At 71.1% G+C, this 15,107-nt stretch carries 11 protein-coding genes and 2 pseudogenes; 7 read left to right on the forward strand and 6 right to left on the reverse strand.

The annotated features are described in order from the left end of the window. The first annotated feature begins 193 nt into the window (after positions 1–193). Positions 194–1,192, forward strand: coding sequence for a tyrosine-type recombinase/integrase (locus tag ACFY00_RS35770; protein WP_388037779.1), 999 nt, complete (start codon positions 194–196; stop codon positions 1,190–1,192). Then, entirely contained in the window at positions 1,185–3,635 is a 2,451-nt protein-coding gene (locus ACFY00_RS35775) for a tyrosine-type recombinase/integrase (protein WP_388037782.1), read from the forward strand. The genes ACFY00_RS35770 and ACFY00_RS35775 overlap by 8 nt, the downstream gene beginning before the upstream one ends. Positions 3,636–3,741: 106 nt before the next feature. Here the strand turns inward: ACFY00_RS35775 and ACFY00_RS35780 are convergent, their stop codons facing one another. Both ACFY00_RS35780 and ACFY00_RS35785 read right to left on the reverse strand, forming a co-directional pair. After that, positions 3,742–4,038, reverse strand: a complete 297-nt coding sequence (locus tag ACFY00_RS35780; RefSeq protein WP_388037784.1) for a hypothetical protein — start codon at positions 4,036–4,038, stop codon at positions 3,742–3,744. A 228-nt stretch (positions 4,039–4,266) separates the two neighbouring features. Continuing rightward, positions 4,267–4,644, reverse strand: coding sequence for a hypothetical protein (locus ACFY00_RS35785; RefSeq protein ID WP_388037787.1), 378 nt, complete (start codon positions 4,642–4,644; stop codon positions 4,267–4,269). Positions 4,645–4,775: 131 nt separating this feature from the next. Between ACFY00_RS35785 and ACFY00_RS35790 the strand changes: the two are divergent. Next, positions 4,776–5,720 (forward strand): annotated as a pseudogene (locus ACFY00_RS35790) (IS481 family transposase); the annotation flags it as partial. Between the two features lie 211 nt (positions 5,721–5,931). On the opposite strand, the pseudogene ACFY00_RS35795 reads toward ACFY00_RS35790, so the two are convergent. The 3 genes and pseudogenes from ACFY00_RS35795 to ACFY00_RS35805 all read right to left on the reverse strand — a co-directional run bounded on the left by ACFY00_RS35795 (position 5,932) and on the right by ACFY00_RS35805 (position 8,708). Next, positions 5,932–6,702, reverse strand: a pseudogene (locus ACFY00_RS35795) (IS5 family transposase). 153 nt (positions 6,703–6,855) lie between these two features. Further along, entirely contained in the window at positions 6,856–7,341 is a 486-nt protein-coding gene (locus ACFY00_RS35800; RefSeq protein WP_388037790.1) for a hypothetical protein, read from the reverse strand. Between the two features lie 503 nt (positions 7,342–7,844). Continuing rightward, positions 7,845–8,708 carry a transposase family protein gene (locus ACFY00_RS35805; RefSeq protein ID WP_388037792.1) on the reverse strand — a complete coding sequence of 288 codons (864 nt, stop codon included), beginning with the start codon at positions 8,706–8,708 and terminating at the stop codon, positions 7,845–7,847. Between the two features lie 145 nt (positions 8,709–8,853). Here ACFY00_RS35805 and ACFY00_RS35810 point away from each other — a divergent pair, with 145 nt between their 5' ends. From ACFY00_RS35810 to ACFY00_RS35820, 3 genes are all read left to right on the forward strand, one after another. Continuing rightward, positions 8,854–9,282 (forward strand): DUF5959 family protein, encoded by a 429-nt coding sequence (locus ACFY00_RS35810; RefSeq protein ID WP_388037793.1) that lies wholly within the window; start codon positions 8,854–8,856, stop codon positions 9,280–9,282. A 23-nt stretch (positions 9,283–9,305) separates the two neighbouring features. Continuing rightward, positions 9,306–10,130 carry an MFS transporter gene (locus ACFY00_RS35815; RefSeq protein ID WP_388037796.1) on the forward strand — a complete coding sequence of 275 codons (825 nt, stop codon included), beginning with the start codon at positions 9,306–9,308 and terminating at the stop codon, positions 10,128–10,130. A gap of 98 nt (positions 10,131–10,228) precedes the next feature. Further along, positions 10,229–10,987 carry a carbon-nitrogen hydrolase family protein gene (locus ACFY00_RS35820; RefSeq protein ID WP_388037798.1) on the forward strand — a complete coding sequence of 253 codons (759 nt, stop codon included), beginning with the start codon at positions 10,229–10,231 and terminating at the stop codon, positions 10,985–10,987. On the opposite strand, the gene ACFY00_RS35825 is transcribed toward ACFY00_RS35820, so the two are convergent. Next, entirely contained in the window at positions 10,978–11,472 is a 495-nt protein-coding gene (locus ACFY00_RS35825; RefSeq protein WP_388037801.1) for a DUF5709 domain-containing protein, read from the reverse strand. The genes ACFY00_RS35820 and ACFY00_RS35825 overlap by 10 nt on opposite strands. 455 nt (positions 11,473–11,927) lie before the next feature. Between ACFY00_RS35825 and ACFY00_RS35830 the strand changes: the two genes are divergently transcribed. After that, positions 11,928–14,855, forward strand: coding sequence for an AAA family ATPase (locus ACFY00_RS35830; RefSeq protein WP_388037803.1), 2,928 nt, complete (start codon positions 11,928–11,930; stop codon positions 14,853–14,855). Positions 14,856–15,107: the final 252 nt, after the last annotated feature.

Below are 15,107 nucleotides of genomic sequence, written 5' to 3' on the forward strand. Positions count from 1 at the left end.
GCACCACCCCCGATCCGGCAGCCGCCCCGGAACTGCAGCCGACCCCACGATCGAGCGATGCCGAACCATTAAAAACAGGACTTAACGCCCTCTCAACGGTCACGGGGTCAAGGTCGAGCCGGTCACCGCGTACCTGCGCGACCTGGCGCTGAGTGACAGCAGCCCGCTGACGGCCCGCAGCTATGGGTTCGGGATGCTGCGGTGGTTCCGGCTGCTGTGGCTGCTCGATGTCGCCTGGGAGCGGGCGACCGAGGCGGAAGCGGCCGTGCTGACCGGTTGGATGCGCACGGCACCGAACCCGCAACGCCGGCGGCGCAACCTCCAGTCGCCGGCCCCGGGAACGGTCAATCCGCGCACCGGCAAGCCGTACCTCGGCACCGGATATGCCGCGACGACGATCAACCACGCGCTGTCGGTCGTGAGCGGCTTCTACACCTTCCATGCGCACTACGGGCGGGGGCCGGTCGTGAACCCCGTGCCTGTGTCGCCGCAGCGGCGCCGTGCCATGAGCCACCTCAGCCCGCTGGAGCCCAAGCCGGTTCTGGGCCGGGCCCGGCTGCGGCAGAAGGTGGCCAGCCGGCCGCCGCGCTCGATCCCCGATCCGCTGTGGGACGAGCTGTTCGCCGCGATGGGCTGTGAGCGCGACCGAGCCCTACTGGACTGCTACGTCTCCAGCGGCGCCAGGGCGGAAGAGCTGCTCGGCGTCGGGACAAGCGACATCCACTGGGCCAAGCCCGGCCTCTACGTCATCTCCAAGGGCACCCGAGAGCGCGAGCTCGTACCGATCTCACCGGAAGCGTGCGTCCGGCTGGCCCGCTACCCGGACAGCACCGGCACACCACAGCCCGGCGAGCCGGTCTGGCGAACACGGCACGGAGAGGACCGGCCACTGACCTACTGGGCAATGCGACGGGTGATGCAGCGCGCCCAGCAGAACCTCGGCACCAACTGGACGCTCCACGACCTTCGCCACACGGCCGCCCACCGGATGGCCAACGGCGGAAAGCTCACCCTGCCCGAGGTCCAGACGGTGCTACGCCACGCCAACATCCAGACCACCAGCCGCCACCTCACGGTGCGGATCGAGGAGATCTTCGACGCGCTGCTGGAGCACTACAATAGGCCACGGCCGCAGATCAGTTACCCGTCCGGTTACGCCACCGACGACATCGCGGCGGTGTTCGGTGCCTAAGACCGCCGCGAGCCCCACTACCGGCGTCAGCCGCCGACACGGCCCGATCGCCGAGGGCCTCGACTACTCCAGCCGCTTCGTCGGCGGCCCGATGACTCCCGAGCCAGCCGTCGCGACTACACCGCCCCGCCCGTTCGGCGACCTCTCCCGCACCTCCGCGCTGTCGATCGCGGGACTGGCCGTTGAGGCATGGGACGGAGGGGCGTCGACTCGGCAGCAGCGCGGCATGGCCGCCCGTGCCGTTCTTGACTACCTGGCCGGCTACCCCGGCCTGACCTGGCAGGAACGGTGGGAAGCCAGCCCGGTCGGACAGGGCCTGGTCAACGTCAACGACCTGGAGTGCCGCCGCAGCCCCAGCATCAAGCTCACCACCGACTTGCGGTCCCTGATCTGCCTGCGCGCCATCCAGCCATCCATGCTCGCCTTCCGGCGCCACCACATGACCAGCTTTGCGTTGATGTTCATCGCCGCGCAGAGCGACCCGCTGCTGGACGACTTCGTCAAGCAGGTCGAGGTACATCAGCACACCTACGCGCACCGGACCGAGGCCCTGTTCGACCTGACCGCGCTTCTGGCCGTCCAGGGTGTCGCGCTCAGCGACATCACGGCGCCCGCGCTGCTGCACTTCGCGCAGGAGAACCGGCGCGCGTGGTCGGTCGTGGCCCCGGGCAACAAGGCCGGCAACCGGCTGCGCGGCCAGGGCGTGTGGCACGTGCTCCACGCCATGGGCCACCTCCCACCGACCGTCCCGGCCACGATGCGCGCGGCCCTGATGCGCGGCCAGAAGACCATCGAGGAGCTGATCGACCTCTACCCCATCCGCAACCGGGCCGTCCGCGGGCTGCTGATCGACTACTTCAACCGCCGCCGCGCGGACACCGACTACGGCACCTGGAAGAACCTGGTGCTGCACCTGGCCCACCACTTCTGGGAGAAGATCGAGCGCATCAACCCCGAACAGGCCGATCTGCGGATCGCCCCGGAGGTCTACGCCGCCTGGCGGCAGATGATCGCCGTCAAGGATGACGGCGCTCCACGTGCCGGAGCGGACGGCCTGGTTATCTCGGTCCGCAGCTTCTACTACGACCTGCACACCTGGGCGGCCCAGGAACCCGAGCAGTGGGCGGTCTGGGTCGCCCCCTGCCCGGTCCCGCCCTCCGACCTGCGCGGGCTCGGCGCACGCCGCCGGCGCATCAACGAGCGAACCGCCGACCGCACCCGCCAGCGCCAGCCTCTGCTGCCCGTGCTCGTCGAGCACGTCGAGTCCCGCTACGACCACTTCCGCCAACTGCTCGAACGCGCCGCGCGAGCGGTCGAGGGCGAGTCGTTCACCTTCGCCGGCACTACCTACACCCGCGTGCTGAGCGACTCCGACCGCAAGCTCACCCGCCGGGCCGCGCCGGTCCCGCCACGCCTGCACAACGACGACAGCGGCGAGACGGTCCACATCGCCGCCGAGGAGGAGGCCGCGTTCTGGGACTGGGCCGCGGTGGAAACCCTGCGGCATTCCGGCGTCCGCATCGAGGAGCTGTGCGAACTGAGCCACCTGAGCATCCGGCAGTACCAGCGGCCCGGCGGCGAGGTCATCGCCCTGCTCGTCATCGCGCCGTCGAAAACCGACCGCGAGCGTGTGATCCCGATGTCCGCTGAGCTCTTCCACGTGATCGCGTCGATCATCCGCCGACACCTCCGCACCGGTCGGCCGATCCCGCTGGTCTCCCGCTACGACCCGCACGACAAGGTCTGGAGCCCTCCGATGCCGTTCCTCTTCCAACGGCAGAACGGCGCCGTTCCTGCGGTCTTCAACCCCGGCACGATCCACCGGATGATCCAACGGCGCTGCCTCGCCCTCGCCAAGGTGCACCCCGGTTTCAAGAGACTGAAGTTCACCCCGCACGACTTCCGCCGGATTTTCATCACCGAGCTCGTCAACAGCGGCCTGCCGATCCACATCGGCGCGGCCCTGCTCGGACACCTGAATATCCAGACCACTCGTGGCTACGTCGCAGTGTTCGACGAGGACGTGATCCGCCACTACCAGGAGTACCTGCAGCACCGCCGCCAGGTCCGCCCCGAGGGCGAGTACCGGGACAGCACGCCCGACGAGTGGTCGGAGTTCGAGGAGCACTTCGATCGCCGAAAGGTCGAGCTCGGCGCATGCGGCCGGCCCTACGGCACCCCCTGCCAGCACGAGCATGCCTGCATTCGGTGCCCGATGCTGCACGTCAACCCGAAGATGCTGCCCCGCCTGAACGAGCTTGAGCACGACCTCCTCGACCGGCGTCAACGCGCTGAAGTCGAAGGCTGGATCGGTGAGATCGAAGGTATCGACCTCACCCTCACCTTCCTGCGCGGCAAGAGAGACGAAGCCAGTCGCCGCAGCCGCCGGCCCGTCGTCGACCTCGGCCTTCCCCGGCCTCGACCATCTCTCTCACCGGAGTAGTCACTTCCATGAACCCCTGCCATACGAGTCAGCTCTCGTGCGTCCGTCCCCCCGCTGGAGGGCCTTCCGCCAGCGGCGGGGAGCGGCCGATGCCGCACATGTTCGCCTACGGCTTGGTCAACCGCAGGTACCACCACGGCCGACTCGGCGGGTCGAACCACTCGCTGCACAACCGTTCCGACGCAAACGGATCCGGCAATGTACGCCGCTCGAATTCCGCATCGAGCCGGGTCACGATCTGCCTCAGTTCGCGGCGCGCGGCCGACGGCAGCGCATCAAGCATGGCCTGCAGGTTGTCCCGACCACCCAAGACATCGTGGCACGGACAATCCGCCAACGGCACATAGAGCCACCGGCCAGGCTGGCGCAAGAACCGCTCGTACTGGCCGAGCGCCTCGCTCAAGAACCCGGGCCAAAACCTGTAAGCCTCAAGGCGCCTGACAGCAGCCTGGGCACTTCGTCGCAGGCCTCGGACCTGACTGAACTGTCGGGACTGACCCCGAATCAACCGCGTCTGGGCGCGCACGGCGCCGGGCGACTTACGCGGCATCGCCCCTTCGGATCAACGTCATAGCGCCATCCTGCCACGCCACAGGCAGACCGACCGTCGAATTTCCTCCAGAACGGACGCCTACCAGATGACCACACCACCCCTGACGCTCTGCGCACGCTCGGCAGCGTCCTCGATGTTCCGCAGGCGCTCGGAGATCTGCCGAACGTACTCCGCATGCGACTTCGCCGGGTCGGCGCTGGGCGCGACGAGTTCGAGGTTGCTCCGGATCAATGCACATTCATCCAGGAAGTCCGCCACCTGGTCCGGCGCCACGGTGAGGTCACCGCGGGCCAAAACCGGGAAGAACCTCGCCCCCAACGAGTGCACGGCCTCGGACCCCCACACGGAGGTACGCCAGCGCTCGAAGCCCGCGAGGTCGGAACTTCCCTCCGGAACATCCAGCAGGTTCATCTTGTCGTCCGCACCGACGACGAACACATCCACTGACAAGCTCATGGCCTCAGTCGATCACGGCAGCGAGCCACAGATCCACAAGGTTCCGCGCTCGGCCGCCCACCGGTCCCCGGCGGCTCCGATCGCCCAATCGGGTGAAGTGCAGAGAAGCACCGGCGACCAGAAAGGCCCTCATGCCACACCGTAACGCACCGCTGACCGAGACCGGACGGCTGCGCCTGGCCCACTGCGTGGTCGAGGACGGCTGGCCACTGCGCCGGGCCGCCGAACGCTTCCAGGTCTCACCCACCACCGCCAAGCGGTGGGCCGACCGCTACCGCGCGCTCGGCGACGCCGGCATGAGCGACCGCTCCAGCCGGCCGCACCGCAGCCCGAACCGGACCCCGACCCGCACCGAGCGGCGGATCATCAAGGTCCGCGTCCTGCGCCGCTGGGGCCCGGCCCGCATCGCCTACCTGCTGAAGCTCAACCCCGCCATCGTCCACCGGGTCCTGACCCGCTACCGCCTCGCCCGCCTGGCCCACCTCGACCGCGCCACCGGACGGCCGATACGACGCTACGAACACTGCGCGCCAGGCGAGTTGGTCCACGTCGACATCAAGAAGCCCGGCAACATCCCCGACGGCGGCGGCCACAAGACCCTGGGCCGCCAAGCCGGACGCAGAACACGTTCCGGCGTCGGCTACAGCTACCTGCACAACGCCGTCGACGACCACTCCCGCCTGGCCTACAGCGAGATCCTCGCGGACGAGCGCAAGGAGACCGCCGCCGCGTTCTGGACCCGGGCGAACGAATTCTTCGCCCGGGCCGGCATCACCGTCCGACGAGTCACGACCGACAACGGCGCCTGCTACAAGTCCCACCCCTGGCGCGACGTCCTGGCAGCAGCCGGGATCGCGCACAAACGCACCCGTCCCTACCGGCCGCAGAGCAACGGCAAGGTCGAACGCTTCAACCGCACCCTGCTCGACGAGTGGGCCTACGCCAGGCCCTACCGCACCGAACAAGAACGCCGAGACGCCTACCCCGCCTGGCTCCACACCTACAATCACCACCGCGGACACACCGCACTCGCAGGCCAACCACCCGCCAGCCGCGTCCCCAACCTCACAGGACAGAACAAACTAGTACTTCTCCAACGGCTGGGAGAACCTCGCCCGCAACCGCGTGATGTCCTCCTTCGTTGCCCCGCTCCGCAGGATCGGCGAGCCGAAGATCCCTTCGTCGTCCGGGCTTACGGCGAACTCTCTCCTCCTGGCCTCGAAGACATCGCCGATCCAACCGGGGCGACCCATGGACACGCCCTTTCAGTGCGAACTCGCAACAGCGTCACGGTATCTGTCGGTTGAGGCGTCGCCAGCGGATGAGTGCGCGAGCGAGTGAGACGGAGGCGTTGTGGAGGTCGAGGCATCGTTCCCGGCGGACGGCGAGGCGCTTGAACTGGTGGAGCTGGGCGAAGGTCTGCTCCACGACGTGGCGGAGCTTGCCGAGGCCGATGATGTTCTGGCTCTCCGCAGCGGGAGATGACGGGCAGGATCCGGCGGTGGGTCAGTTCCCGGCGGAGGGCCGGCTGTCGTGGCCCTTGTCTCCGAGAAGGGACTTGGGTGGCTTGCGCGGCAGCCCCGGCCGGCGACCGGTGGGATGCTGTCGTTCCGGGTGAGGGTCCGGTTGACGTCGTTGATGTTGGCGGGGGTGGTGGTCACGTGGAACGGGAGGCTGCCGCCGTCGCTGATCGGGTGGTATTTGCTTCCGGTCTTGCGGCGATCGACCGGTGACGGACCGGTGGCCTCGCCCCTTTTTCGCGCGCACGTGGGAAGTGTCCATGCACGCGCGTGTCCAGTCGATCAGCCCGACCGCGTCCAACCCGGCCAGGAGTGTGGGGTGCAGGGCCTCGAACACCCCGGCGCCCTCCCAGCGGCCGAGCCGTCGCCAGCAGGTCTGCTCGGAGCCGAAGCCCAACTCGGGCGGCGACTGCTGCCAGGTGATGCCGGTGTACAGCACGAACAGGACGCCCTGCAGGTAGCGACGGTCGTCCGCCGGCTGCGGACCCGGCGACCGCTCCGGCCAGGTTGGCAGCAGCGGCTCAATCATGGCCCACAGCTCGTCGTTCGTGGTTCACGGCCTGTTGCTCATGTCATCACGAACAGTCGGAACGCCACATGGGTCACGCCCCACCAGCAACGATCAGCACGATCGCGTTACGAGTCCCGTGCGCTCCGAGCCAAGCAGGCTCGGGGCGCACCGGCTCAGGGTTCAGTCCTCCTCTTCGGCGGCCTCATTGGCCTCGTAGAGCTCCTCCAGGTACTCCCACGGGTAGCCGCCGACCGCTTCGATCCGCCGCCGGTCGACCCCGTTCAGGAAGCGGGAGTTCGGCAGGCCGTAGAGGCAGGGGCTTTCGAGCGGGCGTTCACCGGCCGGGCCGAGCAGTCGGAGGACGAACTCCGCCATGCCCGTGTCGAAGCGGGCGAAGTCGCCCTCCCGGTTGCGGACCACGACGGTCCACCGGTCGGGGTCGGGATCGGTGGTGTCCCAGTAGAGGACGTCGGCGCTGACCGTCGCCCCCCAGCAGATCAGTCCGCCCGTATCCGGCCACACCCGGTAGGGCCATTCGCTGTTCTCCTCGTGCAGCGACCTCGCCACCGCGGTGAGCGCATCGACGGTGACCTCCGGAGGGCCGGCGTCGACCATGCCCGCGATCACCAGGTGGTCGTCGATCGTGCCGGATCCGTAGACGTCCACGAAATCGCGATAGTCCGAGGGGAAGGCCGTGTTCTAGCTGTCGGCGGCTCGCCCCCAGTCGGACGGGCGTCCCGAGGGCTCCGTCGGCGGCACCAGGTGGGCGGACAGTTGTTCCACAGCGGAGTGCACCATGGGTCTACGGCTCCGATCACTTGACGTTTGGCACTGGCAGGGGAGCGGACTAGGCCGAGCAGGACTCGATTCCGATGTCGATCCAACGCCCCCGGCCGGAGCCCGTAACACGATCACGAGGGCGGATTGTTGGGGCGTTGCCAGCAGATGGGTGCACAGGCGAGGAAGACGGAGGCGTTGTGGAGGTGGAGGTGTCGTTCCCATCGGACGGCGAGGAGCTTGGACTGACGGAAGGATCGTCGCATCGGTCACGCCCTACCAGCAACGATCAGCAGGATCGTGTGACGAGTTCGTAGGGGTCACCGAACCGTGGTCACCGACCACCGCGTCGGAAGCGGTCAGCGCCTGCTGCCAGCCCTCCGTCGAATCGATCAAGCGGAGGGACGAGTACTGGAGAGCGGTGCTCGGCACTTGTGGATCGGCCCCGGGAGGGACGTGGAAGGCGTACCTTCCCGATGATCCTTTGTTGGTCCGAGAGGAGTCCGGCGACGGCTCGGACGGTGTCGGGCAGGTGGTCGTGGCGACCATGGTGCCGGGCGAGGGTGCGCCAGTTCTTGAGGTGGGCGATGCCGTGTTCGGCTGGCATGCGGCCTGAGGAGTGGGCGAAGCGGGCCTGTTCGTGGTGGGCCATGAGTCACTGGAGGCGCTCGAGGTGCTTGCCGCGGCGTTTGCGGGGCGGGGTGACGCCCTGGCCACAGGTCTGGGCCCCCCAGGCCCTGGTAGCCGGCGTCCGTGAGGATCTCCAGGTGGATCGTGACCGCGAGCAGGTCCACCAGGCCGGCATCGCGGACCTGGGTGATGTGGGCGACCGAGCCGGCCCGCACTTCGCCGCAGAACAGTACGCGCCCGCGGTCGTCGGTGGCGACCAGTGCCTTCATGGGGTTGATCCGGCTCTTGCCCGAGACGAAGCGGTTGCGGCAGCCGCGCTCGGCCAGCAGCGGGCGGATCTCGTCGGCGGCGCGGGTGAGGGTGGAGCGGTCCACGTCGAACCAGCAGGCCAGGACGTCGTGGGTGGCGCCGTGGCACAGGTGGACGAGCGTGGCCAGGAGCCGGTCGACGAAGACCAGTTGGCACTTCGCACCGGCGCCCACCGACCGCCGCCGCGGCCGGTCGCACAGCTCGGCGTCGCGTCGGGCCTGCCACACCGGCCCCGACTCGGCCAACAGATCAGCGATCACCGCCCGCGACAAGCCGGTGATCCGACGCTCCGAGACGATCCATGCACGTGCCGCCATTCCCACCACGAACGGTCGAACGAGCCAAGCCCACACAAGCCACGGCCAACCGTGCACGAGGTCGTAGGAACTGCTGACAAAATGAGGTGGTGGAATCCCCCGATCGGGCGAGAATGCCTCAGTACTCGCCGATGAAAGGGCAGTTATGGGCGACAGTGCTCCGCGGGAGCTCCTCTCCCTCGCCGACGACGAGGGAAACAGCGTCACCGTCAACATTCTGGGACCGAGCGCCAGCTGGAGTGCCGGCCTCGACGCTGAGATCGTCGTCAAGACGCCCTTCGTGGCCGGCCGCATCGACCTCGCGCTGTACGTCTCGAAGCTGGAAAGCTGGGCGAACGCGCTGGACAGGCTCGACGCCGGCGAAGACGTCGCCTGGATGGAGATGAGCAGAGGGCCGTCGATCTTCATCCAGCTCACCGGCGAGCGTGACTGCCCGGAGGTGGTCGTGGAGGACGAGTCGGGGTCCATGGTCACCGTGCGCGTCCCGCTCGTTCCGCCGGACGACTGGATCGCCGACCACCGGCAACGCCTGCAGCAGGTGATGGACCACTGGGTGCCGATGCTGTCAGGGTAGGGAGACAAGCCGTCGCCGGAGCAGTGTTCCTCGGGCTGGTCTTCGAACTCTACGAGCCGCCGAGCCAGGCGATCACCGGTGAGTCCGTGCCGGACCGTCAACGGGTGCGCGCGTTCAGCTTGTTCAGCGCCGCGCTCGCGGCAGGCGGCATGGGAGCCGGACGACTGATCGCCGCCCCGCTCGGACGCTGGGAGCTGCGCTGGCTCTTCGTCGCCGATGCCGCGACGTGCCTGGCCTGCGCGCTGCTGATCCGACTCGTGCTTCCCCACGACCGCCCAGCGCCCGCCGGAATCGACCACGGCGACACCGTCGTACGACCCCTGCGGGACCGAACCCTGCTGAGCATCCTGGCCACTGGGCTGACCGGCTACGCCCTCGCCCGCACCCTGCCGGCTCTACTCGCCTCGGCCGCCGTGGGCAGTCTTGGCGACCTGCTGGCCATGGGCCGCGCCTACGCGCTCGTCACCGACCTCGCACCACCCGGCGGAAGTGGCCGTTACCTGGCCGCCTTCGGTACCAGCTGGGGCATCGCCGCGACGCTCGCACCCGTCCTCGGCACCCGGCTCCTCGCCCGCGCGGGGACCACGACGCTGTGGGACACGATGGCCGTACTCTGCCTGCTTCTCGTCGTGCTGCACCTCCGGGTGACACCGAAGTCGACCAGTCCCCGCAGCGCCGGGAAGGGGCGCTGCCGACAGCCGCACTTCCGGAACTTCGATGCGGCCCACCAGCGGGTCAAGGAGAGCGGCCGGTCCGTGGCAGAAGATCGACGCGGGCGGCCACGGGGGCTGACCGACTTCCGTCTCCATGACCCCGACGGTCACGACCTTCGCGTCACCACACAATGACAAGAGCAGTCCGATGAGGGCGGCGATCCACAGGATTCGACAATTGCCCGGCCGGAGGCCGGGACGGCGGGGAAGGGACGGCATTGGTGCGGGTACGAGTGGCAGCAGCTCAGTTCGAGTGCGTCGAGGGCGACGTGGAGTCCAACGTGCGACAGATCGCCGATCTGGCGCGGGAGGCGCGGGAGGCCGGCAGTGCGGTGATGGTCTGCCCGGAGTTGGCGCTCACCGGATACGTGCCCGAACTGATCGGCGTGGACCGCAGATTGTGGACGGAGGCGGAGGACGCGCGCCTCGATCCGCTGCGCGCCACGGGGATCACCCTGGTGGTGAACGGAGCGGCCGCGGGGCCGGGCGGTCGGCCGCGGATCGTCAGCACCGTGTACGGCCCGGACGGCACCGTGGCGGCGGTGTACGCGAAGGAGCACCTGTACGAGAACGAGCGGGAGGTGTTCGAGCCCGGGAGCGGTGGTGGCCGGTTCTGGTCGGACGGCATCGGCTATTCGCTGGCGACGTGCTTCGACAACCACTTCCCCGAGGTGCCTGCGCGGAACGCCGCCCGGGGCTGCCAGGTTCACCTCGCGAGTTCGCTGTACGGGACGGGAGGCGGACGCGAGGAGCGCGTCACCGTTCACCCGGCGATCGCCAAGGACACCGGGATGTCCGTGGTGCTCGCCAACCACGTCGGCACCGCCGGGCCGTGGACGGGCTGCGGGGGCAGCGCTGCGTGGGCACCCGACGGGGCCCTGATGGTCGAGGCCGATGAGAGCGGGCCCCGGCTGCTGCTGGCCGACCTGGAGGTGGAGAGGAACGACCGGGACCGGGAGGCCCGGAGCACCGGGCCGGGGGCTCAGCGGTAGTCGTCGTCGGGCACGCGGTCGGCCAGGTCGTCGAGCACGGTGAACCGGACCGCTTCACGGAGCGACTCGTCCGGCTCGGCGTCGTCGAACTCGGCCTCGCTGTCCTCGTCCGGGTACACCAGGTGCACCGCGGCCTCTTCCGCGCTCGCGGCACCGGCGTCCGGGCCGACGTCGGTGCCCTCGGTGTCGATGCCGTCCTCGACCAGGCGACCGGCCCGCGGCGAAGGTCCGTCGGCCCAGCGGTCGTCGACCGCCTCGGAGCTGTCGTCGGGTTCCTCCTCCGCCAGCAACTGGTCCAGGGACTCGCCGCGCTCGGCTTCCTCGGGCGTGGTGCCGTACGCGGTGGCGCCCCGGTAGCCGTCCGGCGGAATGACTCCGGTGTCGAGCGGGTCGTCGTCCAGCCGGTCCGTGAGCAGGGAGTCGGCGGGTTCGAGAACGCCGTCGTCCTCGGCGGGTTCCGGGTCCTGGGCGTCCCAGTCGGTCATGACAGCACCTGTCCTCGTCACTCGGGGTGAGGTCGCACGCAGTTTCTTCATGCTCGCCAGGGAGCCACCCGGCCCGCAACACGGCGCGGTGGCCAGGGGCCGGTGCGACAGCGGGAGGCAGGGCCTGTGGCGGGAGCCCCGTGCGGGCGGGCGGGGCCCTCGCCGGAGACCCGTGCCGACAGGGCGAGGAGGACGGCTTCGGGAGACCGGGACGCGGAAGAGGCGGGTGCCGGCCGTCGGCCGGGGCCGGTGGGGCGTGGCGGAGGGGCGTCGGACGGGGACGGAGAGGCTGGTGAGGAGGCGGGTGGCGGGGGACCGGGGCGGATGCGTCGGTGGGAGGGCGGCCAGCGGTCGGGGTTCAGGGCGTCGGAGCGGCACGGCATGATGGGGCCCATGGAACGTACGTGCTCTCGCCGGTTGGTGCGGTCGGGCCGGGGGTGCGGATGGGGCGCGCGGTGACGAGGCGGGGCGGCGGGGCGGCGGGTTTCGTCGGGCGGCGGCGCGAAGTGGCGCGGCTGGCCGAGGCGCTGCGGTCCGCTCCGGCGGTGGTGCTGGTGGAGGGCGAGGCCGGGGTCGGGAAGTCCGCACTGGTCGAGCGGGCGCTGGCGGAGTCCGGGGTGCCGCCGGAGCGGGTGCTGACCGGACGGTGCCACCCGGTCGCCGCGCCGACGCCCTACGGCCCGCTGCTGGACGCGCTGGGGCGCGGCCGCCCGCTGCTGGCGGCCGCGCCCCAGCTGCCGCCGAGCACCGGTGCGCTCCGGAACCGGCTCCCTGACCTGGCCGACCTGCTGCCCGAGGACACCGCCGCAGCGGGGAACGACGAGCGGGACCGGCTGTTCCAGGGCCTGCGGGCCCTGCTCGACGCGCTGGGCGAAGTGGTGCTGCTGGTCGAGGACGCCCAGTGGGCCGATCGGGCGACCAGGGAGTCGCTGCTGCTCCTGGCCAGGGACCCGCATCCCGGCCGGTCGCTGGTGGTGACCTACCGGGCGGAGGAGGTGCCGGACGGGATGCCCGTCCTGGGAGCCGCCTACCGCTGCCCGCCCGGAGTCGCGGGCGGACCGCTCCAGGTCGGGCCCCTGGAACGGGCGGAGGTGCTGGACCTGGCCCGCGCCGTGCTCGGCGGCAGCGCGCTCGGCCTTGCCGCGGTCCCGGCGACCGGTCCCGCGACCGGTCCCGCGACCGGTTCCGCGAGCGGTCCGGCGACCGGCACCGCGTCCGCGCTCGCCGCCCTGCTGCACGAGCGCTCCGGGGGGCTCCCGGCCGCGATCGTCGAGGACCTGGCGTTCCTGCGCGAGGACGGTCGGCGGGCGGACCCCGTCGCGGCCCTGGCCGGGGCGGACCTGGCGCGAGGCCTGCGGGAGGCGGTGACCGAACGGCTGGCGGGCCTCGGCCCGCTGGCGCGGGCGGTCACCGAGACGGCGGCCGTGCTGGACGAGCCCGCCGACGAGGAACTGATCGCCGAGGTCTCCGCGCTGCCCGCCGACCAGGTCTCCTCCGGCCTGGTGGAGGCCCTGCACGCGGCGGTGCTGGACGAGCCCGCGCCCGCCCGGTACGCGTTCCGCCGGGAGCCCGCCCGGCAGGTGGCGTACCGGCGGATACCGGGCCCGATCCGGTCCGCGCTGCACCGTCGGGCCATCGAGGCACTGCGCAGCAGGCAACCGCAGCCGCTCGCCCGGATCGCCGCGCACACCCTCGCCCTCGGCGACCGGGAGGCCTGGCAGCAGGCCGCCGAAGCCGCAGCCGAACAGGCCGCGGCACAGGGCGACACCGCGGCGGCCGGTTCGCTGCTGCGCGAACTGCTCGCCGGGACCGACCTCGCCCCCGAACGCCGCGGCCGGGCCGCCCGGGCCCTGGCCGGGCTCGCCGCGAACGCCGCCTACGACGCCGCCAGCACCGATGTACTGGCCGACATCATCGCCGACCCCCGGCTGCCGGTCGCCGACCGCGGGGAGGTCCGGCTGACCCTCGGGCTGAGGGTGGCGGTCCAGGGCGGCGACCGGGACGGCTTCGCGCTGATCGAGCGGGCCGCCGACGAGCTCATCGCCGAACGGCCGGCCCGCGCCGCCCGGGCCCTGGTCGCGCTCGCCATGAACGAACGCGACGGGGAAGGGGCGGCCGCCTGGGAAAGAATGGCCAAAGCCGCCGCGGCCCTGGAGATCGAACCCGATGAGGAGGTCGCCGCCGCCTACCGCGCCACCCGGCTCACCTTCCAGGCCCGTGAGGGCGATCCCGAGCTGTGGCCCGAGCTCGACCGGCTGCCGCGCGACGCCTCCAGCCCCGAACTCGTCCGGCAGACCACCAGGGCCCTGTTCAACGTCGGCGACATCGCCATGGAGACCGGCCACGACCGGCGGGCCGGCCGGCTGCTCACCGAGAGCCGCGCCCTGGCCCGGCAGGCCGCGATCTCCTACCTGGAGTGCTACAGCCGGATCGGCCTGCTGCGCCTCGACGGCCTGGCCGGGCGCTGGCAGGGGCTGGAGGAACGGTTCGAGGCCCTCGGCACCGAGTACCCGGACGTGGCGATGGCCCGGGTCGAACGCGCGATGCTGTTCGGTCGGATGGCCGCCTCGCGGGGCAGGCTGGCGGTCGCCCGGGCCGAGTTCGAGTCCGCCGCCAGGTACGGGGAACGGGAGTCGCAGGTCACCGCGGCGATCCGGGCCGCTGCCGGCCTGGGCGCGGTGGAGCTGGCGGAGCACGGGGCGGAGGCCGCCGCCGCCGTGCTGGGACCCGCCGTCGTCATCCTGCGCCAGGCCGGGGCGTGGGCCCGCGGCGGGGAACTGCTGCCGATCGCCGTGGCGGCCGCGCGGGGCGTCGGCGACGAAGGTGCGGCCCGGCACCTCACCGAAGAGGCCGCGGAGGCACTCGACGGACTGGACGCGCCCGCTGCGCACGCGGGGCTCCACCAGGCGCGGGGCGTCCTGCTGGAGGGCACGGACCCGGGTGGCGCGATCGAGTCCTACCACCGGGCACGGGACGCCTGGCGGAACATCGGCCGTCCCTACGAGGCCGCGAAGGCGGAGGAACGGCTGGCCCGGGCGCTCGCCGACCGGGATCCGCAGACCGCCGCCGAGCGGTTGGCCGCCGCCGAGGCCACCTACACCACCCTCGGGGCGACCTCCGACGCGGCCCGCTGCCAGCACGTCCGGCGGGACCTGGGACTGGGACGGATGGCCTCGCCCGGGCGACGGGGCTACGGCGAGGCGCTCTCGCCGCGCGAGCGGCAGGTGGCGGAGCTGGTGGGGCAGGGCGTCAGCAACCAGGACATCGCGCAGGCCCTGTTCCTGTCACCGCGCACGGTCGAGCACCACGTGGCCAGTGCGCTGCGGAAGCTGGGGGTGGGGCGGAAGGACGTGGCGGGGGCACTGGCCGAGCGCGAGGGCTGACGGGACGCCAGGACGACGGGACGGGCAGGCGACCGGGCCGCGTCCCCCACCGGGTTGCCGGGGGCCGCGGGGTGACGGCCGGTCAGCGGTGGAGGCCGGCGCGGGCGGCGCGGTGTCGATGCGGGCGCCGGTCGGCGGGGGCGGTGAAGCGCCCGCCGACGTACAGGCGGAAGCGTTCGCGGCGGGTCATCCGGGCCTCCGGGGCGGGGGGTACCCAGGGTTCGGCGCGGATGTTGGGTAGGGGATACGCAT

It is taken from the genome of Kitasatospora sp. NPDC001540, from assembly GCF_042894345.1.
GTDB lineage: Bacteria > Actinomycetota > Actinomycetes > Streptomycetales > Streptomycetaceae > Kitasatospora > Kitasatospora phosalacinea_C.